General features: G+C 43.7%; 22 protein-coding genes. 3 read left to right on the top strand and 19 right to left on the bottom strand.

The genetic code is table 11. The annotated features are described in order from the left end of the window. Positions 1-3: 3 nt before the first annotated feature. The 10 genes from C8322_RS12940 to betI form a co-directional block, all read right to left on the bottom strand. Positions 4-1,236, bottom strand: coding sequence for an MFS transporter (locus C8322_RS12940; RefSeq protein WP_034423874.1), 1,233 nt, complete (start codon positions 1,234-1,236; stop codon positions 4-6). A gap of 210 nt (positions 1,237-1,446) precedes the next feature. Beyond that, positions 1,447-2,169: a glycosyltransferase gene (locus tag C8322_RS12935; RefSeq protein ID WP_004809364.1), complete on the bottom strand. Its 723-nt coding sequence runs from the start codon at positions 2,167-2,169 to the stop codon at positions 1,447-1,449. Then, positions 2,166-2,774: a class I SAM-dependent DNA methyltransferase gene (locus C8322_RS12930; RefSeq protein ID WP_004809365.1), complete on the bottom strand. Its 609-nt coding sequence runs from the start codon at positions 2,772-2,774 to the stop codon at positions 2,166-2,168. The genes C8322_RS12935 and C8322_RS12930 overlap by 4 nt, the downstream gene beginning before the upstream one ends. After that, on the bottom strand, positions 2,755-3,549 hold the full coding sequence (locus C8322_RS12925; RefSeq protein ID WP_004809367.1) for a PIG-L deacetylase family protein: 795 nt from the start codon (positions 3,547-3,549) through the stop codon (positions 2,755-2,757). Before C8322_RS12925 ends, C8322_RS12930 begins: the two co-directional genes overlap by 20 nt. Then, the gene (locus C8322_RS12920) at positions 3,537-4,535 is read right to left on the bottom strand and encodes a hypothetical protein (RefSeq protein ID WP_004809370.1); all 999 of its coding nucleotides are present in this window, start codon (positions 4,533-4,535) and stop codon (positions 3,537-3,539) included. Before C8322_RS12920 ends, C8322_RS12925 begins: the two co-directional genes overlap by 13 nt. 242 nt (positions 4,536-4,777) lie before the next feature. Next, the gene (locus tag C8322_RS12915; protein ID WP_004809371.1) at positions 4,778-6,979 is read right to left on the bottom strand and encodes an OsmC domain/YcaO domain-containing protein; all 2,202 of its coding nucleotides are present in this window, start codon (positions 6,977-6,979) and stop codon (positions 4,778-4,780) included. A gap of 342 nt (positions 6,980-7,321) precedes the next feature. Continuing rightward, positions 7,322-8,092, bottom strand: coding sequence for a hypothetical protein (locus tag C8322_RS12910; RefSeq protein WP_004809373.1), 771 nt, complete (start codon positions 8,090-8,092; stop codon positions 7,322-7,324). Between the two features lie 127 nt (positions 8,093-8,219). Then, positions 8,220-9,875, bottom strand: coding sequence for a choline dehydrogenase (betA, locus tag C8322_RS12905; protein WP_108675984.1), 1,656 nt, complete (start codon positions 9,873-9,875; stop codon positions 8,220-8,222). Positions 9,876-9,886: 11 nt separating this feature from the next. Next, a complete protein-coding gene (betB, locus tag C8322_RS12900) occupies positions 9,887-11,362 on the bottom strand; it encodes a betaine-aldehyde dehydrogenase (protein WP_004809376.1) in 1,476 nt (491 codons plus the stop codon). Next, positions 11,359-11,964 (bottom strand): transcriptional regulator BetI, encoded by a 606-nt coding sequence (betI, locus tag C8322_RS12895; RefSeq protein ID WP_004809378.1) that lies wholly within the window; start codon positions 11,962-11,964, stop codon positions 11,359-11,361. Before betI ends, betB begins: the two co-directional genes overlap by 4 nt. A gap of 269 nt (positions 11,965-12,233) precedes the next feature. Here betI and C8322_RS12890 point away from each other — a divergent pair, with 269 nt between their 5' ends. Next, positions 12,234-14,270: a choline transporter gene (locus tag C8322_RS12890; protein WP_004809379.1), complete on the top strand. Its 2,037-nt coding sequence runs from the start codon at positions 12,234-12,236 to the stop codon at positions 14,268-14,270. A gap of 28 nt (positions 14,271-14,298) precedes the next feature. Continuing rightward, positions 14,299-14,907, top strand: coding sequence for a MarC family protein (locus C8322_RS12885; RefSeq protein WP_004809382.1), 609 nt, complete (start codon positions 14,299-14,301; stop codon positions 14,905-14,907). An 8-nt stretch (positions 14,908-14,915) separates the two neighbouring features. Here the strand turns inward: C8322_RS12885 and C8322_RS12880 are convergent, their stop codons facing one another. Further along, complete coding sequence (locus tag C8322_RS12880) at positions 14,916-15,119, bottom strand: hypothetical protein (protein ID WP_004809384.1); 204 nt, start codon at positions 15,117-15,119, stop codon at positions 14,916-14,918. A 90-nt stretch (positions 15,120-15,209) separates the two neighbouring features. Next, positions 15,210-16,223 carry a M48 family metallopeptidase gene (locus C8322_RS12875; protein ID WP_004809385.1) on the bottom strand — a complete coding sequence of 338 codons (1,014 nt, stop codon included), beginning with the start codon at positions 16,221-16,223 and terminating at the stop codon, positions 15,210-15,212. A 406-nt stretch (positions 16,224-16,629) separates the two neighbouring features. On the opposite strand from C8322_RS12875, the gene C8322_RS12870 reads away from it, so the two are divergent. Next, complete coding sequence (locus tag C8322_RS12870; RefSeq protein ID WP_008303518.1) at positions 16,630-16,968, top strand: P-II family nitrogen regulator; 339 nt, start codon at positions 16,630-16,632, stop codon at positions 16,966-16,968. Between the two features lie 158 nt (positions 16,969-17,126). Here the strand turns inward: C8322_RS12870 and C8322_RS12865 are convergent, their stop codons facing one another. The 7 genes from C8322_RS12865 to moaCB all read right to left on the bottom strand — a co-directional run bounded on the left by C8322_RS12865 (position 17,127) and on the right by moaCB (position 23,183). Further along, positions 17,127-17,330 carry a hypothetical protein gene (locus tag C8322_RS12865; RefSeq protein ID WP_008303516.1) on the bottom strand — a complete coding sequence of 68 codons (204 nt, stop codon included), beginning with the start codon at positions 17,328-17,330 and terminating at the stop codon, positions 17,127-17,129. A gap of 273 nt (positions 17,331-17,603) precedes the next feature. Then, a complete protein-coding gene (locus tag C8322_RS12860; protein ID WP_111810765.1) occupies positions 17,604-18,806 on the bottom strand; it encodes an MFS transporter in 1,203 nt (400 codons plus the stop codon). 84 nt (positions 18,807-18,890) lie between these two features. Further along, positions 18,891-19,547, bottom strand: a complete 657-nt coding sequence (locus C8322_RS12855; protein ID WP_008303514.1) for an ATP-binding cassette domain-containing protein — start codon at positions 19,545-19,547, stop codon at positions 18,891-18,893. Beyond that, positions 19,547-20,233, bottom strand: a complete 687-nt coding sequence (gene modB, locus C8322_RS12850) for a molybdate ABC transporter permease subunit (protein ID WP_008303512.1) — start codon at positions 20,231-20,233, stop codon at positions 19,547-19,549. The genes C8322_RS12855 and modB overlap by 1 nt, the downstream gene beginning before the upstream one ends. 12 nt (positions 20,234-20,245) lie before the next feature. Next, complete coding sequence (modA, locus tag C8322_RS12845) at positions 20,246-21,001, bottom strand: molybdate ABC transporter substrate-binding protein (RefSeq protein ID WP_111810782.1); 756 nt, start codon at positions 20,999-21,001, stop codon at positions 20,246-20,248. A gap of 14 nt (positions 21,002-21,015) precedes the next feature. Then, complete coding sequence (locus C8322_RS12840) at positions 21,016-22,263, bottom strand: molybdopterin molybdotransferase MoeA (protein ID WP_111810764.1); 1,248 nt, start codon at positions 22,261-22,263, stop codon at positions 21,016-21,018. Further along, entirely contained in the window at positions 22,260-23,183 is a 924-nt protein-coding gene (gene moaCB / locus C8322_RS12835) for a bifunctional molybdenum cofactor biosynthesis protein MoaC/MoaB (protein WP_004809393.1), read from the bottom strand. Before moaCB ends, C8322_RS12840 begins: the two co-directional genes overlap by 4 nt. Positions 23,184-23,195 lie beyond the last annotated feature (12 nt).

The following is a 23,195-nucleotide window of genomic DNA, read 5'->3' as shown; positions in this document are numbered from 1 at the left end:
GCTTTATGCTGGTGTTTGTGTTTTTTCTGCTTCTGCCGCAGTTGCTGGAGCAGAAGTCAGCTGGTTCAGTACAGTAATACTGATCAGGCCAACTGCAATGATAAAGAATACTTGGCTTAGACCTATGATCTCGCTTCCGAATCCCACCAATGCTGGCCCAAGCAAAGAACCGGTATAAGCAAATACAGAAACATAAGATAAAGCAATATGTTTTGGTAATTCAGTTTGACGTCCTGCACGTGAGAACATCAACGGAACGATATTGGCGCTACCCAGACCCAGGATCGCATAGCCAATCAAAGCCACATACCACACTGGTGCAAATACCACAGTCAGAAGACCCAAACCTGCCAAAGTGGCACTGTACAGAATCGTGTTCTTTTCACCAAAGAAGCGAATAATCAAATGGCCACTTAAACGTCCTGCAACCATTAAAGCAGCAAAGCAACTGTAAGCTAGACCAGCTTGAGATGCTTGAACTTTAAATTGAGTATTCAGGTAAATTCCACTCCAGTCCATCGCTGCGCCTTCAGACAGAAAAGCGATAAAACAGATCAATCCCATGCAAAGAATTGCAAATGTTGGACGTGGTTTATGGGCAACTTTCTGGGTGGTATCTTCAGATTCTGTTGCTTCAGATGCAGCTTCTGCTTTTAGACAGAATGGCACAGCAAATACCATGATCAGTAAAATGCTCATACTGATCACTAGTACACTCAAAGGCAGTGCAAGACCAAATGCCAGCATACTGGTCATACCCAACACACCTGCCAAACCACCCAGGCTACATACGCCATGGAACAGTGACATCATGCTTTTACGTTGTTGACTTTCCAGTTTAATTGCCTGAAGGTTAACCGATACGCCGAGTGCGCCAGCGCTAGCACCGAAGCAGAATAAAGCGGCTGCCAATAGCAATTTAGTCGGGCTAAATGCCAATGCAGGCAGAATCAAAATAAATGCAGCCAGTACCGTAGCAATAACGGAACGACAGCCGTAACGATGTGCCATACGACCTGCCAATGGCATGGCAATCATTGAACCTACGCCAGCGGCAAGCAATAGCACACCGAAATCCGAATGGCTCAAATTCAGACGCTGCTGCACCAGTGGAATCAACGGTGCCCAGGCAGCGGTACTAAAACCCAGAGCGAAAAAACATAGTGCAGTGGCAATACGTTGCCAATGACTACGTGGAAGCGCACGAAGAGAAGCAGGTAATAACGGAGCGTACATAGTAAGAACCAGTAAAAATTTCGGTGCGGTATCCCAAACCGTTGATCCATAGAAAAACCCCATGAACTTATACTTGAAATGTATTAGTTCACAGGGCTTAATTTGGATGAATTATAAGCGGTTTTATTTTAAATGGAATAGGTTTTAATCAAAAAAATCGGCCAAATTGTTAAGCCTATGATTCATTGAAAAATATAGTTTCAAAAATTTTCAAATAATTTTTCTCAGGCATTTTGTATTGGATTTGTTATCCTGATTTTGTCGTTCAATGCTCCATAAAAATTGTGAAAATCCTTCACGGACACGTGAAATCAGGCGACTGCTGGTTACCACTCTCAACTGGTTAGACCAGGTAATATGCATTCCCATTTTTTCCGCGCGTTTAACCAGATCTACATCTTCATGACATGGCATAGGTTTGAAGCCACCAAGAAGCTTATAACTCGATGCTTTAAAACAAAGGTTAGCACCATGAATATGCCGATGCCCCATATAATCCTGATAATGGTGCAGATATTTTTTTTGGGTAGCTAAACTTAAGTGCTCCCATTGCGCAATTTCAACGACTCCGCAAATCACATGTGTAGGCTGATGCAGCAGCATGGTCTTAAACCAGTCTGGATGTACTCTGGAATCTGCATCCGTACAGCAAATCCAGTCATAGCCTTGTTGGATCAAATGCTGTATACCGAGATCACGGGTTTTTCCTACACAACGATAGTTACAACTTATAGCTAAAACATTATAAGTGTTTAACTTTTCTGCTGTAGCATCAGTACAGCTATCCATCACGACAAGAATTTGAATTTGTATGCAATGACTTTGAGGCATGTCCTGATAAAATTTTTGGCGTGCCTGTTCCAATGCCTGCAGACAATGTTCGATTTCTTCTTCTTCGTTACAGGCCGGAATGACAACACCAATTTTTTTCATAACAATCCTTCCTGTACAGCAATCGAATTTACGTCATGTGTCCAGACATCCAGAAAAAAATCGGCATCCTGTAACTGTGTGTGGTGATAATAATGCAATCGCTGTTTTAAAATCTGATGAACCTGTTCTCCATTCAGACTAAAGCCTTCAATCGCATGTCGCCAGTGGCAGGCCACAATACAGCCTTGTGGACTGAGATGCGTATTCATCCATTCAACCAGTTGCAGCATAATATTTTCTTCAAGGTAATATAGCATTTCGCTGGCAACAATCAGATCAAATTGCTGTGGTGGCAAATCCAGAGGCACAATCCCCTGCACCACTTTGACATGACCATGGATTAGGCGTTGATTCGCTAGCTGTATGGCGGTCGAATTGGCATCCATACACAGTAAAGCTTCGCATCGTTCAGCTAGCTCGGCGCTCAGTACTCCATTACTACAGCCAATTTCAATACCATTTTTAAATTTCGGATAAGGTAGTACAGCCAATGTCATATCGCGTTTGCGCTTCTCATACCAGCGCTGTTCATACTGCCAGGGATCGCCATTATTTATGCGATACAGCTCGGCGAAGTAGTCATGATTATAGATGGCCTTCGTCATCAATATAGACCTCCCATGGCTGTAAAAGACGTGCTAATGCGCTGCCCGATACGATAGCAGCTTTACCTGTACTGGAGTCCGGTTCAAGCTGGCTTTTAAAACATTGCATGGCTTCTATTTTACGCGCTAACTGCTTTGGGTTGAGTTCAAGTCTAAGGGCTTTATGCCAAGGAATACGACTATCTCCAGGACTGGCCCAATGCCAGGTCCAGATCAGCACCTGTAAACATTTTAAAGAATGCGTTGCTGCAAGCTGTTTGCTTACCTGACCTGTAATCTCATGATCAGGATGGCCATCATGTTCAAAAGTGGTTACCAGAATATCATTTGCTTGCAAATACGGTTTTAAAGCAGCAACCAACTGGTCACGTTGTTGTGCTACTTCACCATCCTGGATATTCAGCGCAATACGCTGTATCGATTGTTTCAGATCGAGAACGCCTAAAGCATTTATTGTTTCCTGGGGTCGGATATGATCCAGCTGCTCTGGTGTATATAGTCTGGAGTCGGGATGACTGGCTGTGCCATTGGTGACTGCAAAAAGAACAATCTCATAACCCGCTGCATCCAGCTGCTGAATCAGTCCACCACAGCCAAGAACTTCATCATCCGGATGTGGAGCAACAATACAAATGCGACTATTTAGGGGAAATATTTTACTCAGTTCAAGCGCTTTTAAATGATGGAGCTGCTGACTCTGCTGCCATTCTTCTAGCGCTGTTCCTTTACCCTGAATAATACGGTCTTCAACGATTGGATGTTTTAAAGTGCCCATGTCTGTTCATCCTCCATCGTCAGTTGACCAATACACTGCAAATCAAATGCAGCATGGCTTTGCCGGACAAATACGGGCAAATCTGCTACACAGCGGGCAAAATCCGCCTGCTGGCAATATGGTGCCGCACCCAAGGCTTTACCACAAAGTTCCAGTACTGCCAGTGCAGTGTCTTCGACCTGGGCACGTAAAGCTCGGATCATTAGCTCATGATTATGCCTAGGGTCAGCATCAATCAATTTTGCAGTCTCATAAAATAGTGCCCGAGTTGCATACAGCTTGCTACTGACCTCACCCAGATACATTTCTCTAAATGGATTAGTTTTATGATGCATGGCATGTTTTAAATAACCGGCCAGTTTGAGCGTTGCACCAAACCAGCAGGCAGCGACACCAGCCGCACCATGCCAGAATCCATGACGATCCAGATAATAGTTTGGCTTGCTGATGGTTTTGATTTTGACCTGATTGAAGCTGACCTCAGCCGTGCGTGTATATTGCATCCCTACAGCATGCCAGGCACTGGTATTGATCTGAATCCCATGCTGGGTCATATCTACCAGTAACAGTTGCGAGTGTTCTTCTTCATCCCGATAGGTCAATAAAGCCTGCTGTACCTGACCCGCGGCTGAACACCATGGTTTAATTCCGGAAAGCAGATCATCTTCCAGCTGTAAAGGTTTAGGACCACCTTCTGCCGCCCAGATAGCAGTCAATCCGACAATCTGCTCAGGACCAGCACGCAGTTCATGCAGTATCGCCAGTACATCCAGATGCGATTCATATAGTTTGGCCAGACTCAAGTCTATGGCAGCAACCTGACTCAGGATCTGCCAGCGTTTTAAGGTCTGTCCTTCACCCGGGTATGGCACCTCCAGACTGTGTGGAATCAGCTGATGTAAAGCGTGATCAATCCGCTGCTCGGGATCAGTCGAAGAAGAATTAAATTCTACTTTTAATTGTTCGATCAGCTGTTTGAGGTACATTCATCTTCCTCATTAAATATCATTAAGATTCTTTTATCGGTTTCTTAAATATGAATAGCAAAGTGAGTAATTTAACTATTCATTATGTAAATTACTGTTTATGAATTAATTTATGCCCAGTATTGGCGCAAAATACTGTAGCTTTTTGTCAGGAATTTGTCTGATTTGTAAATCTTAAATATTTAAAGCAATAAAAAAAACCGCCTATCTGGAGGCGGTTTTTTGATGCAGCTATCTATGGATTATTGCTGAGCCACAAACTTGGCACGCGCTGCATGCAGTTTTTTATAGCTGTCAATCAGGCGTAAATGACGATCCAGACCTTCAAGCTTCATACTGGTTTCAGCCAAACCATAGAAACGGACTGTGCCTTCAACTGAACCCATGACTGCATCCATACGTTCATCACCAAACATACGACGGAAGTTGTGTTCATAATCTTCCAGTTCCATGTCATCATCCAGCATGACTTCCAGAACGACATTCATACACTGGTAGAACAGGCCACGTTCAACAGTATTGGTATTGAACTGCAGGAACTGCTCAACCAGATCTTTGGCTTCTTCAAATTGCTGCAAAGCTACATAAATCAGCAGTTTCAGTTCAAGAATCGTTAGTTGCCCCCATTCGGTATTTTCATCGAACTCGATACCGATCAAGGTTTTGATCTCGGTATAGTCATCCTCATCTGCTTCTTCCAGACGCTCAACCAGTGCTTCCAGTTTTTCATCATCCAGTCGATGCAGATTCAGGATATCTTCACGATATAACAAAGCCTTGTTGGTATTGTCCCAAACCAGATCTTCTACAAGATAAATTTCCGAATAGCCCGGTACCAGAATACGGCAAGCTGTTGCCCCTAAATGCTGATACACCGCCATATAAACTTCATGGCCCATGTCTTCAAGAATCGTGAATAATTCCTGAGCTTCATCCGCATTCGAGTTTTGACCATTATTGGTGAAATCCCACTCGACAAAATCATAATCTGATTTCGCGCTGAAGAAACGCCAAGACACCACACCGCTTGAGTCAATAAAATGCTCAACAAAGTTATTCGGTTCAGTTACTGCATTGCTGCTAAAGGTTGGTTTTGGCAGATCATTCAGACCTTCAAAACTACGGCCTTGTAACAACTCAGTCAGACTGCGTTCTAATGCTACTTCAAAGTTAGGATGGGCACCAAATGAGGCAAATACACCGCCGGTACGCGGGTTCATCAGGGTGACACACATGACCGGAAACTGACCACCTAAAGAAGCATCTTTGACCAGAACCGGAAAGCCCTGTTCTTCCAGACCTTTAATGCCTTCAACAATTTTTGGATATTTTGCCAGAACATGTTCAGGCACATCCGGTAGTGCCAGTTCACCTTCCAGAATTTCGCGTTTTACCGCACGTTCGAAAATTTCAGAAAGACATTGTACTTGCGCTTCAGCCAAGGTATTGCCGGCACTCATACCATTGCTCAGGTATAAGTTTTCAATCAGATTTGATGGGAAATACACGGTTTCACCATCAGACTGACGTACAAATGGCAATGAACAGATGCCACGAGCCTTATTGCCCGAGTTGGTATCATAAAGATGGGTACCCAATAACTCATCTTCAGGATCATAAATTTCACGGGTATGTTCATCTAAAACTTCTACAGGCAGCTCACCATTCGGACCTGGCTGGAACCATTTTTCATCCGGATAATGCACAAATTCTGCATTGGCAATATCTTCACCCCAGAACTGGTCATTATAGAAGAAGTTACAGTTCAGACGCTCAATAAATTCACCCAAAGCAGATGCCAGCGCACTTTCTTTGGTTGAGCCCTTACCATTGGTAAAACACATTGGCGACTGCGCATCACGGATATGTAGCGACCACACATTCGGCACGATATTACGCCAAGACGCAATTTCAATCTTCATGCCAAGGCCTGCCAGAATGGCAGACATATTGGCAATGGTTTCTTCCAGCGGAAGGTCTTTACCTGGAATAAACGTACTGTTTTCAGAAGCCAGACTCGGCATTAACAAGGCTTGAGCATCGGCATCAATGCTTTCTACTTCTTCAATGACAAATTCAGGACCGGTTTGAATGACTTTCTTGACGGTACAACGGTCTATCGAACGTAAAATTCCTTGGCGATCTTTTTCAGAAATATCAGCCGGCAGTTCCACCTGAATTTTAAAAATCTGTTTATAGCGGTTTTCAGGATCAACAATATTGTTTTGCGAAAGGCGGATATTATCAGTCGGAATGTCACGTGCTGCGCAATAGACTTTGACAAAATAAGCTGCACAAAGTGCCGATGACGCCAGAAAATAATCGAATGGGCCGGGTGCCGAACCATCGCCTTTATAGCGGATCGGCTGATCGGCGATTACCGTGAAGTCATCGAACTTGGCTTCCTGGCGAAGATTATCGAGATAATTGACCTTAATTTCCATGTGGATACCTAAATGTTCTTATGTGCCGTCACGGACAGATAAGATGCTGAATCTGAATATACAAGCCGGTTCACGGAGGAGAACTTGAATGAAAAATAGAAAATGGTCAGGTTATGCCATTTGACTAAGTGTCTGGATAACGCTGCCGAGAATGGGCGCTATTATAGAATTATTTTATGAAATTGATAATATTTGTCTGAAATTCTGGCAGATTAAACCAAACCCTCAACCTTTCCTGAGCTGCCGGAGCATGAATCAACTTCAAGTCATGGCTTATGCTATTAATCAATAGTTGCAGATAAGGCAGATTTTCACCCGCCTAGTCTGAATGATTTCATAATTTTAAAAATCATAACTCAGTGCAACTACTGCAAGATTACGCTGCTTGTCATCATAACGGTCATAACCGCCAAAGATATATTCACCAGACACACTCAACTGCGGTAAAAGCGTATAACTAAGTCCGGCAGAAGCATAACGAAAGGCAAACTGCTTTTCGGTATCGCCCAGTTCACCACCCTCATATTTGCCTTCATCGTTAAAATAGCTCCCTGCTGCCGTAACGCTGGCATTGAGGCGATCATTCAACTGGTGGCTCAGGTTAAGTGTATAAAAAGTATCGCCCTGATTGACATAAGCCACATCATACAGATAGGTCGATAAACTGGCGCCAATACTGGTCTGATCATTCAATGCACGACTTATATTTAAACCTAGCTCATTTCCGGTAGTATGCTTGCCGCCCGGATAATAATAGGTTGCGTTCCATAGATCCCAATCATAATTTTCTCTGCTATGGGTATAACCCAGCAGAAAGTTATGCTCGAATTTGTCTGAACGATGTCCCTGACGCCCCTGCACTTCTGCATAAGAGTATCCAAGCGTAGATCCCCAATATCCGACATAAAAATTACCATAAGCCAGATTCAATGCAGCCTGTACAGCAACATCATCATTTTCAGGCGCATTGGTCAAACCGCGGGAGACGTATTTGGAGACTACACTCAAGTTTCCGCTTGCTTCTATTTGTTTTACTTCCGCATCATCGGCATAACAGTAAAAACTTGAAACAGCAGCACAGCCAAACAGCACTGCTTTATATAACATTTTCATAAAATATAAATTGTATTAAGCACAGGCTAAATAAGACCTAAACCGGTGACGGCCTTATAAAGCTTGAGGTAAAGTAAATTTTGCTTTATTCCTGTTTGCATTCGGCAACAGAAAATTAAGCTATGAGTTAAGCGGGAGATGCCTTGTAGAAAGGTGCAGATGAAGGCGCAAGAGCAGGCTTGCCACGAATATGGTCTGCCAGTTTTTCAGCCATCATAATGGTGGTTGCATTGAGGTTACCGGTAATAATCAAAGGCATAATCGAGGCATCAATCACACGCAGACTCTGCATTTCATGCACGCGTCCATAACCATCGACTACCGCCATGTCATCTTCACCCATTTTACAGCTGCAAGAGGGATGATAAGCCGTTTCTGCATGCTGACGCACAAATTCATCAATTTCAGCATCAGTTTGTAAATGTTTTCCCGGACTGATTTCTTCACCACGATAGGGATCCAATGCCGGCTGATGCATAATTTCCCGGGTAATCCGGATCGCATCGCGGAACTCGCGCCAGTCCTGTTCCGTACTCATGTAATTAAACAGAATACTCGGATGCTCGAATGGATCTTTGGATTTCAGCCGTATACGGCCACGCGACGGCGAACGCATTGAGCCAACATGAGCTTGAAAACCATGCTCGTGAATGGCGTTGGTGCCATTGTAGTTAATCGCAATCGGTAAAAAGTGATACTGAATATTTGGCCATTCAAATTCATCTGAAGAGCGAATAAAACCACCTGCTTCAAACTGGTTACTAGCACCAATGCCCTTACCCAAAAATAACCATTCTGCCCCAATCATCGGCTGGTTATACCATTTCAAAGCCGGATATAAGCTAACCGGTTTTTTACACTGATATTGCAAGTACATTTCCAGATGGTCTTGCAGGTTTTCACCCACACCCGGTAAATCCTGAACTACCGGAATATCCAGACTTTTTAACAGTTCGGCCGGGCCAACGCCTGAGCGTTGCAGGATTTGCGGTGATGCAATTGCACCAGCACAAAGTAGCACTTCACGATCGGCAAACACCTGAATCGGCTGCAAGGTATTTTGCCCCTCGAAATACTCTACACCTATCGCCTGTTTCTGGTTAAACAGAATTCTATTGGTCATGGCATGGGTAATAATCGTCAGGTTGTCGCGACCTTTGGCCATATCGAGATAACCACGTGCTGTACTGGAACGACGGCCTTGCGGCGTCACAGTTCGATCCATAGGACCGAAGCCTTCCTGCTGGTAACCGTTCAGATCATCGGTACGTGGATAACCGGCCTGTACACCCGCTTCGATCATGGCATGAAACAGTTCATTATTGCCCTGTTTAGGCGTTGCCACCGAAACCGGTCCAGAATCGCCATGATAATCATTGCCACCAATATCACGGCTTTCCGCTTTTTTATAATATGGCAGACATTCGGCATAGCTCCAGTGTTCAAGCCCCTTCAGGCTGGCCCACTGTTCCAGATCCATGGCATTACCGCGAATGTAGCACATGCCGTTAATTAACGAAGAACCACCCAAGCCTTTACCACGCCCGCATTCCATCCGACGGTTATTCATATGAGGTTCGGGGTCGGTCAGATAGGCCCAGTTATAACGGCGTCCCTGCAAAGGATAAGCCAATGCAGCCGGCATTTGTGTTCTGAAGTCTAGACGGTAATCCGGACCACCCGCTTCCAGCAACAAGACTTTGATCTCTGGATCTTCCGTTAAACGCGCTGCCAGTACATTACCCGCAGAACCTGCACCAATAATAATATAGTCGTAATTCATTCATCCTCCCCTTATGCGTTAAACACGGATTGGAAAGGATTCAATTCCACCTGAACTGATTTGGTCTGGGTATATTGCTGTAGCGTGACAATACCGTTTTCGCGACCAACACCCGAATGTTTATAGCCACCGACCGGCATTTCTGCTGGCGATTCACCCCAAGTATTGATCCAGCAAATACCGGCTTCGATCTGATGAATGATCCGATGGGCGCGAGACAAATTAGGCGTGACTACACCAGCGGCCAGACCATATTCTGTGGCATTGGCACGTTGAATCACTTCTTCTTCCGAGTCATAACTGAGGATACTCATGACCGGTCCAAAAATTTCTTCACGGACAATCGTCATGTCGTCACGGCAATCGGTAAATACCGTGGGTAGCACATAAGCGCCTTGAGCAAATTGCTCATCTTCGGCACGGCCACCACCGCAAAGTAAACGAGCACCCTCTTTTTTGCCCTGTTCGATATAATCTAGCACTTTTTCCATATGAGAGAAGCTGGAAACTGGACCGAAATTGGTCTCAGGATCAAGTGGATCCCCCATACGGATATAAGGAATACGCTGCAAAATCTTGTCTTCAAATTCTGCTTTCAAGGCCAAAGGGATAAATACCCGGGTTCCATTGGTGCAAACCTGACCGGAACTATAGTAGTTAGCCATCATGGCAATATCCGCCGCCAGATCCAGATCAGCATCTTCACAAATTATCAGGGGCGATTTACCACCAAGTTCCATAGTCACTTCTTTCAGGCTAGAATTCGCAGCCTGCGCCATGACCTTCTTGCCGGTGGCAACACCACCAGTAAATGAAACTTTGGCTATATCAGGATGCGAGGTCAGATAAGCACCAATTTCACTGCCACCTGTTACCACATTAAATACACCATGCGGAACACCGGCTTCGGTATAAATTTCTGCCAGTTTTAACGCAGTTAAAGGTGTTACTTCACTGGCTTTAAAGATCATGGCATTGCCTGCTGCCAGTGCAGGAGCAGATTTCCATAAGGCAATTTGAATCGGGTAATTCCATGCACCAATTCCGGCCACCACACCCAGAGGTTCACGACGGGTATAAATAAATGATGTTTCTCGTAGTGGAATTTGCTGGCCTTCGAGTGCTGGCAAAATACCCGCATAATATTCAAGCACATCAGCGCCCGTTGCAATATCGACAGTTGAGGTTTCACTAAAAGCCTTACCACTGTCGAGAGTTTCTAAACGTGCCAGCTCGTCATTGCGTTCACGAAGAATAGCGACAGCCTTGTTTAGGATACGGGAACGTTGAATCGCCGTCATTTCTGCCCAGACTTTCTGGCCTTGCTGAGCTGATTTTACCGCACGGTCGATATCGTCTTTGCTACAAATCTGGACTTCCGCCAGAACTTCGCCGGTCGCCGGATTAATTGTTTCAAATGTGCTGTTGGATGTAGCATCGACAAATTGTCCGTGGATATAAGGACGTTGCAGATTAAAGTGTGTCAATGGGATTCCCTCGCAGTTGAGTCATTCTTGAGTTGCTGTCGGATATAGTCACTACAAAGTTCTATCGGCATTTCAGGGTCAAGTTCTTCATTGATCAGTGCACCCCTTAACCAGAAGCCATCAATCAGCGCAGCCAGACCTTGAGCGGCTTTTTCAGCTTGTGCCTTAGGCAGCGCTTTCATGAATTCGTACTTGATATTGGAATGCAGGCGGTAATGGTTGACCTGCTGTAAACGGTGTAAATCAGGTTGATGCAAACTGCTAGCCCAGAATGCCAGCCAGACTTTCATGGCCGCTTTATCTGTTTGTGGGGCAGCAAAGTTGCCCCGCACAATGGCCAGTAAACGTTGTTCAGGTGTGCTATCCACTTGGGACTGCATTTCTGCAACAGACTTACCTAACTGCTGCAATAAATAACGCATCGTTGCTTCAATGAGTCCATTTTTACCGCCAAAATAATGACTTATGATGCCGGTTGATACTCCGGCGCGCTGGGCAATCTGACTGATTGAGCTTTCGGCAAAACCCAATTCATTCACGGCAGCTAAGGTGGCATCGATTAATTGCTGGCGACGGATCGGCTGCATACCAACTTTTGGCATAGGACTAACCTGAATAACGAATATAACAATAGAAAACCATTCTGCTAGATCAATAGCGGAGTGATGTAACAATTCATAAACGCTTTTTTAATTGAACGTTCAATTAATAAAAATTATAGTGCCGGCTCACCCTTGATGTACAGCGCAGTTTGTTTTGGATTTGCAAAAGTTTGTAATTCACAAAAACAAGGCAGCTTTACCGCAGGCTCTTGCTTTCAAATCACACTGCACTGTAGATCATCCGGCAACAAAACGATGGTCATGGATTTATGCAAAAGAAAAACGAAGAGGTGCAAGATAGTCTGAATAAAGTGGTCTTTTATTTTTCGGCAACGCTTATTCTGCTGTTTTCTATCATCACCATTTTATTTAATGAACAGGCCAATCAGGTTATTACCAATATTTTAAACTGGGTCAGTGCGACCTTTAGCTGGTACTACCTGTTGGCGGCAACACTGTATCTGGTCTTTATCCTTTTTATCGCCTGCTCACGTTATGGCGAGATTAAATTGGGTCCTAAACATTCCAAGCCAGAATTTAGTCTACTGAGTTGGTCGGCGATGCTATTTTCTGCCGGAATCGGGATTGACCTGATGTTTTTCTCGGTGGCAGAACCGCTTTCCCATTATATGCATCCACCGGTGGGTGAAGGCGAAACCTTTGAGGCTGCACGTCAGTCCATGGTCTGGACGCTGTTTCACTATGGTTTAACCGGCTGGAGTATGTACGCGCTCATTGGGGTCGCACTGGGCTATTTCAGTTATCGTTATAACTTGCCACTGACCATCCGTTCGGCACTCTATCCCATCTTCGGTAAAAAAATTAATGGTCCAATTGGACATACAGTAGATACTGCTGCGGTACTCGGGACGATTTTTGGTATTGCCACCACCTGCGGTATTGGCGTCGTACAATTAAATTATGGTCTGCATGTGCTGTTTGGTTTACCGGAAAATCTCTGGGTCCAGACCGCTTTAATTCTGGTGGCCGTGATTATTACTATTTTTTCTGTTGCTGCGGGGGTCAACAAAGGTATTCGCATTCTTTCAGAGATCAATATTTACGTATCGATCGGATTACTGCTGTTCATTCTATTTGTCGGCAATACCGAGTTTTTACTGGGTGCCTTGATCCAGAACTTTGGCGACTACATCAGCCAGTTTCCTCAACTGTCTTTGACCAGTTTTCCTTTTGAGCAGCCGAAAGAATGGATGAATAGCTGGACCTTGTTCTTCTGGGCCTGGTGGATCGCCTGGTCACCTTTTGTGGGGCTATTCCTGGCACGGATTTCACGTGGTCGTACCATTCGTGAATTTGTCACTGGGACTTTGGTTATTCCATTGTTATTTACCCTGACCTGGTTATCTATTTTTGGTAACAGCGCCTTATATAGCGTTATTTTTGATGGTAATACTCAGTTAGCAGCGACCGTTCTCGATAACCCGGCCCACGGTTTTTATGACCTGTTAGCCCAATATCCCGGCTTTATGTTTACCGCAGGCGTGGCCACGATTACCGGTTTATTATTCTATGTGACCTCGGCAGATTCTGGAGCATTGGTATTAGGCAATTTCACCACTAAATTTAGCAATATCGAGCATGACTCTCCACGCTGGCTCAGTATTTTCTGGGCGATTGCGATTGGCTTGCTGACCTTGGCGATGCTGATGGCCAATGGCGTGACAGCATTACAGAACACCACGATTATTATGGGCCTGCCCTTTAGTTTCGTGATCTTCTTTGTGATGGCAGGTTTATATAAATCTTTGCGACTTGAAGATTTCCGTCAAGCCAGTACCAGTCTGAATGCAGCGCCTGTGGTCGGCAATGTCGATATTTTTAACTGGAAGAAACGCCTGAGTCGGGTCATGCTGCATCCCAGCTTGAACCAAACCCGAAACATGCTGGATGACGTGTGTAAACCGGCAATTCAGGCTGTAGCCAGCGAGCTGATCAGCAAAGGGATACACGTTGATGTACAGGAAAAACCGGTTGATCATGAACCTGAACTTTATCATCTGGATTTAGTCATTCAGCTGGATGAAGAAGAAAACTTTGTCTATGCCATTTGGCCAGTACGTTATGACACGCCAAACTTCAGTGCCCGCGGGAAACGCACCAAGCGTTATTACTACCGCCTGGAAAGTTACCTGTTTGAAGGCTCTCAGGGTAATGATCTGGTGGGTTATAGCAAAGAACAGGTGATCAATGACATTCTGGATAAATATGAACGTCATATGATGTATCTGCATATCAACCGGATTAGCCCGGGTAAACGCCCACTATTTCCGGATCGCGAATCTTAGGATAAGACCCATTAAAAAGGATTGAATAATGTCAGAAACTTTAAATGCCTTTGCCCTGTTCTTCTCCCTGCTCAATCCTTTTTTGATGAGTATTTACATGCTCGGAATTATCCGTAATTCCGAGGCCAAAGTATTCAACATGGCATTGATTCAGGGCAGCCTGATCAGCTTTATTGTTTTTATCATTTTTGCCAAGACTGGCGAAGCTTTCTTTCAGGAAGTGCTGCACGTCCGCTTTGAATCCTTCCAGATTTTTGGCGGTATTATCTTTCTGGTGATTGGCTATCGTTATGTGTTTGAAGGTGCCGATACGATTGGGGTCATGCGTGGTGCACCCAGTCATCTGGCGGGCACCATTGCCATGCCCTTTATGATTGGTCCGGGAACCATTTCGGCATCCGTGATTACCGGCATTCAGCTCAGTTTATGGCAAACCGTTCTGGTGATTTTCTCTACCCTTTTTCTGACATGTAGCCTGTTAATTCTAATGAAATATTTACATGATCATTTACAGCATAAATACTCCAACTATATCGATTTATATGTCGATATTGTCGGTCGTGTTGCTGCGCTGCTGATTGGGACAATTGCGATTGATATGATTGTCACGGGCGTCAGTGGCATCATGCAGGGTTAATTCAATCATTATAAAAGCCGTCTTAACTGCTTGTTGCGCGTCACCAGCCCTAAGACTTTTCGGCGTGCCATAATATCTTCTTGACTGCATTTCAGCATTTCACTGAGTTGTTCAATAGGTAAATTATTATTTTCAATCAGTATAATGTCCTGCTCACGTGTCCAATGGGCCGTGAGCAATTTAGCGGTTAATTTCTTGGTATTTACTCTCATTCATTTCAACGCATCATCAAACAATTGATTTCAGTTTAAAACACTATAAATCATATGCTGTTGAAGTCTGGTAAATCCATGTTTATCAAGTTATAGCACCCTTTTCACTGTGCTCAAGGCGTCTTTTGGCTGACTCACTGGACTTTGACTGGTGACGCTGGTTTGCACATTCGATTTGAGTACATAATGGAGCTTACCTTCTGCATCCTTGGTGATCGACTCAATATCAATATTACGTACCAGTTGACCATTAATCAGTAACCTCGTATTCGGATCTTGTTTGATTTCAATCAGATTTTTAGAGCTCAACTGTTCCGTAGTGCTTTTATCATAAAGCGCCATCGGGCTATCCAGATTTTCTTCGGCATATTTTAAACGCTGCTTTAAAGATGGATGCCGTTGCATAAATGCAGGTAATTTGCTTTGTATCGGGTATTCTTTCAGAAAAGTCGGATAGAACTGAGCGAATACTGCAATTCCCTGTTTAGGGTTATATCCTGCTCTTGCCATGAGTTCGAGTCCCAACAAATCTGCTTCTTTCTCCATGCGGCGCTGATAGGTACTACCATACCCATCATGTAATATGCCCGTAATCAGTGCTGAAGTTCCTGCTGTTGCCCAGGCAGTTCCCACTAAAAGTGGACTTACAATATATTTCCAGCTCTGTGTTTCACGCTGGTGCTCACGAATAACATGTGCCATTTCATGTGCCAGAATGTAAGCCAGCGCTTCATCATCCAGCATCGCACGATTTACCATCTTGTAGCTCATGAAAATCATACCATTAGCCAAGGCACCTGCATTGGATTTGTCTGAATGATAAAGATGAACGCCCCATTTAATTGTTCGATCTGCTGAAATGTAATGATCCGTATAAGGAATTATCCTGTTCATAATTTTAGCGCAACGTATTTCAGCTTCACTTAAATATTCTTTTTCGATAAGTCCCGTTTTTTGGGTAAATTTACGCTTCGCCTGTTCAACGACCTGATCTTGAGATAACAACATGAGTTGTTTACGGTCAGCTCCGTGTCCCATATGAGTGGTATTGATACAACCCGTTAGAGCCCCAACAGCAATGAGTGCTGAAAATAAATTTTTCATACAAAAAATTACATTTTATTAACATTTGATTGTAGTTTTAGCGGAATTCTTTTGAATTGTGAAGCTGTATTTAATAAATGTTTGGTCACTATTCTATTGCTAATCAATTAGAAAATAATTTTTTCAACTAAGCTTCTGAATTAATTATTTTTATATTAAAAATGAGAATTGGTTAAGGTTAAATCAGGATAAGCAGAATTAAAGCAAAGAAATAAGATTAAAAAAAGTAGCAGTACTCATTTCTAACTTAATCCTCCCTTTTATTCATATAAAAGCAATCTGAAAAATCATTCATGCGGATTTCGTGTCTATGAAGTGAATTTGAAACAGTAAATACATATTTAAATTGTATCTCTCTTCAATGGCTTCTATTTTTAAAGAATTAAGATAAGCCAAGGAGATCGAGATGAAATTAATAACAGCAATTATTAAACCATTCAGACTCGATGATGTACGTGCTGAACTTTCTCATCAGGGTGTTCATGGTTTGACAGTCACTGAGGTAAAAGGTGCCGGACGCCAGAAAGGTCACTCTGAAATGTATCATGGTGCTGAGTATAGTGCTGAATTCCTTCCGAAAGTAAAAGTAGAAGTTGCCGTCCCGGATGAAAAGGTAGATCAGGTGATTGAAGGTATCATTAAAGCGGCATGTACCGATAAAATTGGTGATGGCAAAATTTTTGTCACTCCTTTAGAGCAGGTCGTGCGAATCAGAACCAGCGAAACTGGAGTAGCAGCAATTTAGGCATCTTTTGTAAAAGTAAAAATTTATCTCTACAGAAATGCTGTTTATGAATCTATGCAAATTATATTTCAGTTAGTGGATCTATATAACTTGATAACTTGCAGAACAGCTCACCTATCTCATGATGGAGTGAGCTTTATTCTGGATAACTTGAGTATTTATTTTTGAGTTTTAGCTTCGACTGTTTTGGCATGTAAGACTTCGCTATCTGCTACCGTTACTTTCTTTTTCTCAAGATATTCTGCTGCCTTAGCAATATTTTTTTCTGCAAAATGCAAACCACCCTCACCTGCCATAGTGACGGTCGTAAACATACAAATGCCGCCTAATAATGCGAGAGTAAATATTATTCTTACTTTCATCGCTTCCCCTCCAAATTTGTAATTACTGAATTGATTTTTCTTTGTTTTAGATTAAGCAATTATTATTCCAATTCTTAAATTGGATATATTTTATTCATTATAATCTAACATAATATTTACCAAATAAAGCAATGTAATATCAATCACATATTTTTACCTAATCTTCCCTTTATAAAGTTCAGATGAAATATAAAGAAAACCTCAAAAATGCTTCATCTTTGAGGTTTTAAGATAGGCAATATTCTGTTTTGAACGTAGGTCTTGATCCTGTTTTTATTTTTGAGTTTTAGGCAGGAAGAAACTCAGTATGCCCAATAATGGCAGGTATGAACATAACTGGAATACCCAGGCAATGCTGGTATGATCTGCCACATAACCTAATCCTGCTGCTGCGATCCCACTGATGCCAAACATTACGCCAAACATCAAACCGGCAATCGTACCCACACGGCCTGGTACTGCTTCCTGAGCATACACCACCATCGCTGAAAATGCTGACGATAAAATCAGGCCAGCGAAAATTGAAAAGATACAAGTCCAGAATAAATTGGCATACGGCATGAGTAAGGCAAATGGTGCCATACCTAAAAAGGAAAACCAGATCACTGCATTACGGCCAATCCGGTCTCCAATGGGTCCACCAAAGAAAGTGCCCAAAGCGACGGCGCCCAAAAAGGCAAATAGATAGAGCTGCGCATCTCGGATTGAGATACCAAATTTATCAATCAGGTAAAAAGTAAAATAATTACTGATGCTCACGGTATAAGTAAATTTGGCGATCATCAGGATACCAATGACACCAAGCGCACGGATTAAAGTGATTCCATGCAGTTTGGACGCTGCTGTAGCACCCATCTTTTTCAGTTGTGTCTGGCTATTCGTGATGGTCCAGCGGCTAACCTTAAACAATACAAATATGCCAAAAGCAGCAAACAGCATCAGCCATGCCGATGATGCTTGTCCATTCGGAATAATAATCAGTGCAGCCAGTAACGGTCCTACTGCAGAGCCACTATTACCACCGACCTGAAAGGCTGATTGTGCAGTACCGAGCTTACCACCAGAAGCCATACGCGCTACACGCGATGCTTCCGGATGAAAAGTCGAAGAACCGATCCCAATAATTGCAGCGGAAACCAGCAGCATTACAAAGCTCTTCGATAAAGCTAACAGCAGAATCCCAAACAGGGTAAAGCCCATACCGATCGGCAAAAGATAAGGCTTTGGATATTTGTCAGTATAGAAGCCCACCCAAGGTTGTAATAAAGACGCCGTCAATTGATACACGAGAGAGATTAAGCCGATCTGACCAAAACTCAGGTCATAATTAGTTTTCAATAAGGGATAGATGGCTGGTAAACAGGCTTGAATCAGGTCATTTAAGAAATGTGCAAGGGCAACAGCAAAGACAATGGGTAAAACCATTTTTGAGGCAGACCGCGTTACTTCGGTCTGTGCAATATCCGTCATATTCATCCATGTAGCATCCGGTAATGGCTGAAGATTATACGCCAAGCCAAATTACTTGAAATTTATTTTATTTTTTATTTATAAGTATTCTTAAAAAAGGTATTTCGGCGAATTGCTTAGCTGATGATCCTGTAATTCAATAATTTCTGCATCCAGCTGTTCCAGCTCTTCATGATGATGGGTCACATAAATCATCGGCACCTGTATTTCATCGCGGATGCGAGTAAAAAATGGCAGGATCTGCTGTTTCAGTTTGGTATCCAGGCCAGTCAATGGCTCATCCAAGAGCAGTAATTCAGGACTGGACAACAACGCCCGCCCGATCGAAATACGTTGTGCTTCTCCACCCGATAATTGCTGAACCCGACGCTGCAATAGATGATCAATTTCTAGTAACTCGGCAATCTCCTTTAATTGGAATTTTTCCTGTTCCAATTTGCCCCATTTTTTGGCGTAAAGCAGGTTCTGTTCAACATTCATATGTGGAAACAGCATCGCCTGCTGAAATACCAAGGCGATTTTACGCTGATGGATGGGAATATGAATTTTCTGATTTGTATCAGTCAGGATCTGTTTATTTAAATGAATATAGCCAGATTGTGGTTGATAGAGCCCAAGGAGTAATTTAAGAAAAGTAGTTTTTCCTGCTCCCGAAGGTCCAACAATTCCCATGACAGAATTCTGCATCTGGACTGCTGCATCTAAACTAAAGGCATCCTTTTGATAATGAAACTCACACTGTAGCATTAGCGCTCCTGAATTTTCTGCTGATATTTTTGCATAATCCAGTAATTCGCCAATAATGCTGCAAAAGCCAGACCTAGAGATAAAAGCACCAGTCGTAAAGCCATCTGTTCGCCATCAGGTTGCTGTAATAGGGAATAGATCGCAATCGGAATGGTGCGGGTTTCGTCAGGAATGTTGCCAACAAAGGTGATAGTGGCACCAAACTCGCCCAGACTGCGGCTAAAACAGAGAATACTGCCAATCAGAATACCGGGCAACGCCAGCGGTAAGCTGATACTGCAAAAAACTTTATAGGGATGAACACCCAAAGAATTTGCTACCTGTTCCAGTTGCGGATTAATCATTTGAAAGGACAACCGGATCGGTTGCACCATTAAGGGGAAAGCTACAATCATGGCGGCCAGCACTGCACCTTTCCAGTTAAAAGCCAGCTGAATGCCCCACTGCTGCAACCATTGTCCAATCCAGCCATTGCCACCAAAGACGATCAATAATAAATAGCCCAATACCACAGGTGGTAAAACCATCGGCAGGTGCAACAGTGTTTCCACCACATATTTCAGACGAAACTCATAACGTGCCAGAATCCAAGCCAATAAAATGGCAAACGGCAAACTGATCGCTGTGGCAAAACCTGCAACTTTTGCTGACAGATACAATGCACTGAGTTCCTCTGGTGTCAGCATACTGGAACCATCCTAGAGTTTAAAACCATAGTGCTGATAAATCTTTTTCGCCTCAGTATGCTGACTCATAAAACGCATGAATTTGACTGCATCGGCATTTTTACTGCCCTGCTGAGTCAGGGCAATTGGATAGACAATCGGGCTATGCGTATGAGCTGGAAAGACTCCAGCAATTTTCACTTTTTTACTCTGTAACGCATCGGTCTTATACACGATCCCGGCCTGACATTCACCACGTTCCACAAAAGCCAAGGCCGAACGTACACTATCTGTTTCGACAATGCGGCCTTGCAGACCCTTTAACCATTTCAGATTGGTTAGACTCTGTTTGGCATATTTACCGACAGGCACAGATTCCATTTGACCGGTACATACATACCCCTGAAAGGACTGAGCAAAATTAAATTGAGAACTGGCCTGAAAGCTTTGTTGACGCTGTAAAGGACTGATTAATACCAGTTCATTGCTTAATAAAGGCTTTACTTGAGATCTAGCTATTTTTTGTTTTTTGACCAGATAATTCATCCAGTCCTGATCGGCAGAGAAAAAAATATCAGCCGGTGCACCAGTTTGAATTTGTCGGGCGAGCGATGAAGACGCTGCAAAGACCAGCACTACTTTGATTGAGGGATACTGTTTTTCATAACGTCTGGCAATCTCTGTCACCGCATTGCTCAGACTGGCGGCCGCATAGACTCGGACGGTACTGCCAGCCTGGACTGAACAGGAAAGGAAAACTGCACTGAATAAGATCAATCCCTTTTTCATCGGTGACATATTCCTTAAATAAACAGACCTTGCAGGATCTGACCGGTCTGGATGCTTTGCGCTGCCGGAATACGGACAATACAATTGGCCTGCATCAGGTTACTCAGCATATGCGACTGTTGCTTCGGCAAGCTGGAAAGCTTTAACATTCCCGATTCAAAATTTACTGCCATACGCAAAAAACGTTCCCGGCTATCGGCTTTTAAGTCATGACTCATTACTGCACTAAACCATTGCGGTAATTGCTTTTGACCTTGTAACGTACTGATTAAGGTTGATACATAGATCTGCATGCCTATATAGACCGCAGCAGGATTACCCGGCAGGCCGAGTAAATAACATGGACTTTGATCGGGTCGCTCAGATCTGGCGAAGAACATTGGCTTGCCAGGTTTCTGTTTGACTTTCCAGAATAACTGTTCAAAACCCAGTTTTAGTGCGACCGGACGGACAAAGTCATAATCTCCTACCGATACACCACCGGTGGTCAGAATCAGATCGTACTGGGTTCTCAGCCTTTGAAATAGCGCGCTGACCGCCTGTTCGGTATCGGTAACATGCATGATCTCAACCTGCTGGTTTCTGGACTGGAACCAAGCTTGAATTAAAGGAGCATTGGCATCAAAAATTTTGCCGGAATTTAAGTCTTCAACTGTTTCAGCGACTTCATCCCCAGTAATCACCACTGCAATTTTAGGATAGCGATAAACTGAAACTTCCCGAATCCCTGCCATACTCAAGGCTGCAATTGTTCCAATACTGAGTTGCTGCCCCTGAACAGCCAGGCATTGGCTCATGCAAATTTCTTCACCCGCTTGACGGATATCAGCATCCAGTCGCAAGGCTTCAGTCAAGATAATGGTCGAGTCCCTGAGCTGTACAATTTCCTGTCGTGCCACCGTCGTGGTCTGCAACGGAATTTTCGCACCAGTAAAGATGCGTACTGCCTGACCTGGTTCAAGTATCAGATCAGCTCCCTGTCCAGCACGAATTTCACCGATCAGTTCAAAACTGCTTTCTGCTGGCATGTCGATATCCATACAGATGGCATAACCGTCTACAGCACTTTGCGAAAATATCGGCAGCTGAGTTTTTGAATAAATATCTTCGGCTACGAAACGGTTCAGTGCCTGACTTAAGGGCCGTTTTTCAATGGCTAAATGATCAGTATGATCTAGAATCATCTGCAGAGCCTGATCGACAGAAATTAGGCCGGGTTCACTGCCACAGACGGAATGTTCTGTCGTTACAGCAGAATTCATTCATAGCCTCCTGCATGGGGAATATTTTTCTGTACATCAAACAGATGTACGAGTGCAGGTAAAATCGCCACTAAGGATTCTTTAGCCCCTTGGCGGCTACCCGGTAAGGTAAGGATCAGGCTGTTTTCAATATAACCTGCGACACCACGGCTCAGTGCTGCGTAAGGTGTACGACGTTGACCAAAACTGCGTGCAGCTTCCATCAGTCCCGGAATTTCACGGGTTAGTAAAGGTTGAATAGTTTCCACTGTCAGATCTTTAGGGCCGAGTCCCGTACCACCCACTGTCAGAATTAATGGATAATCATTTTTTTGCTGTTCAATTAAAGCTTTTAGCTGTTCAGGACTATCCGGAATCACCTGATAGTGGATAAAGCCAAAATTAGCTTCTTCCAGAATTTCCATCACATTCTGCCCGGCTGTGTCGGCTTTCTTGCCAGATGCCACGGTATCAGAAAGTACAATGACAGAGGCTGGTAAAGGTTCTTTCAGAACACGGGTGAAATGTGATTTTCCACCCTTTTTTTGCCCCAGTTTAACCTGATCCAGACATAATTCTTCCGGCTCACAATGTGGTTTCAGCATATCGTAAAGGGTCAAACCTGCCAGACTGACTGCTGTCAGTGCTTCCATTTCCACACCCGTTGGACCAATCGTTTCCACTACCGCAGTAATCACTACATGAGCTTCTTCAAGCTCATATTCCACATCGGCCCGATAAATTGGCAGTGGATGACATAGAGGAATGAGTTCATCAGTACGTTTTGCGCCTAAAATCCCTGCGATCCGAGCGGTTTTTAGCGCATCACCTTTGTCGGTATTACCATTACGCAGTAATTCAATGCAGTGTGGCGGCGCATGCAGAATCCCGGTGGCAATAGCAGTGCGGTAACTCTCCGGTTTCATTCCGACATCTTTCATGGCTTATCCTTC

It is taken from the genome of Acinetobacter sp. SM1B (assembly GCF_003289665.1).
Taxonomy (GTDB): domain Bacteria; phylum Pseudomonadota; class Gammaproteobacteria; order Pseudomonadales; family Moraxellaceae; genus Acinetobacter; species Acinetobacter schindleri.
This window is presented reverse-complemented; position numbering and strand designations above follow the sequence as displayed.

Coding starts and splice junctions, on each gene's coding strand:
- C8322_RS12940 (WP_034423874.1), bottom strand. CDS start 1,236: ATGTACGCTCCGTTATTACCTGCTTCTCTTCGTGCGCTTCCACGTAGT.
- C8322_RS12935 (WP_004809364.1), bottom strand. CDS start 2,169: ATGAAAAAAATTGGTGTTGTCATTCCGGCCTGTAACGAAGAAGAAGAA.
- C8322_RS12930 (WP_004809365.1), bottom strand. CDS start 2,774: ATGACGAAGGCCATCTATAATCATGACTACTTCGCCGAGCTGTATCGC.
- C8322_RS12925 (WP_004809367.1), bottom strand. CDS start 3,549: ATGGGCACTTTAAAACATCCAATCGTTGAAGACCGTATTATTCAGGGT.
- C8322_RS12920 (WP_004809370.1), bottom strand. CDS start 4,535: ATGTACCTCAAACAGCTGATCGAACAATTAAAAGTAGAATTTAATTCT.
- C8322_RS12915 (WP_004809371.1), bottom strand. CDS start 6,979: ATGGAAATTAAGGTCAATTATCTCGATAATCTTCGCCAGGAAGCCAAG.
- C8322_RS12910 (WP_004809373.1), bottom strand. CDS start 8,092: ATGAAAATGTTATATAAAGCAGTGCTGTTTGGCTGTGCTGCTGTTTCA.
- betA (WP_108675984.1), bottom strand. CDS start 9,875: ATGAATTACGACTATATTATTATTGGTGCAGGTTCTGCGGGTAATGTA.
- betI (WP_004809378.1), bottom strand. CDS start 11,964: ATGCCAAAAGTTGGTATGCAGCCGATCCGTCGCCAGCAATTAATCGAT.
- C8322_RS12890 (WP_004809379.1), top strand. CDS start 12,234: ATGCAAAAGAAAAACGAAGAGGTGCAAGATAGTCTGAATAAAGTGGTC.
- C8322_RS12885 (WP_004809382.1), top strand. CDS start 14,299: ATGTCAGAAACTTTAAATGCCTTTGCCCTGTTCTTCTCCCTGCTCAAT.
- C8322_RS12880 (WP_004809384.1), bottom strand. CDS start 15,119: ATGAGAGTAAATACCAAGAAATTAACCGCTAAATTGCTCACGGCCCAT.
- C8322_RS12875 (WP_004809385.1), bottom strand. CDS start 16,223: ATGAAAAATTTATTTTCAGCACTCATTGCTGTTGGGGCTCTAACGGGT.
- C8322_RS12870 (WP_008303518.1), top strand. CDS start 16,630: ATGAAATTAATAACAGCAATTATTAAACCATTCAGACTCGATGATGTA.
- C8322_RS12865 (WP_008303516.1), bottom strand. CDS start 17,330: ATGAAAGTAAGAATAATATTTACTCTCGCATTATTAGGCGGCATTTGT.
- C8322_RS12860 (WP_111810765.1), bottom strand. CDS start 18,806: ATGAATATGACGGATATTGCACAGACCGAAGTAACGCGGTCTGCCTCA.
- C8322_RS12855 (WP_008303514.1), bottom strand. CDS start 19,547: ATGCTACAGTGTGAGTTTCATTATCAAAAGGATGCCTTTAGTTTAGAT.
- modB (WP_008303512.1), bottom strand. CDS start 20,233: ATGCTGACACCAGAGGAACTCAGTGCATTGTATCTGTCAGCAAAAGTT.
- modA (WP_111810782.1), bottom strand. CDS start 21,001: ATGAAAAAGGGATTGATCTTATTCAGTGCAGTTTTCCTTTCCTGTTCA.
- C8322_RS12840 (WP_111810764.1), bottom strand. CDS start 22,263: ATGAATTCTGCTGTAACGACAGAACATTCCGTCTGTGGCAGTGAACCC.
- moaCB (WP_004809393.1), bottom strand. CDS start 23,183: ATGAAAGATGTCGGAATGAAACCGGAGAGTTACCGCACTGCTATTGCC.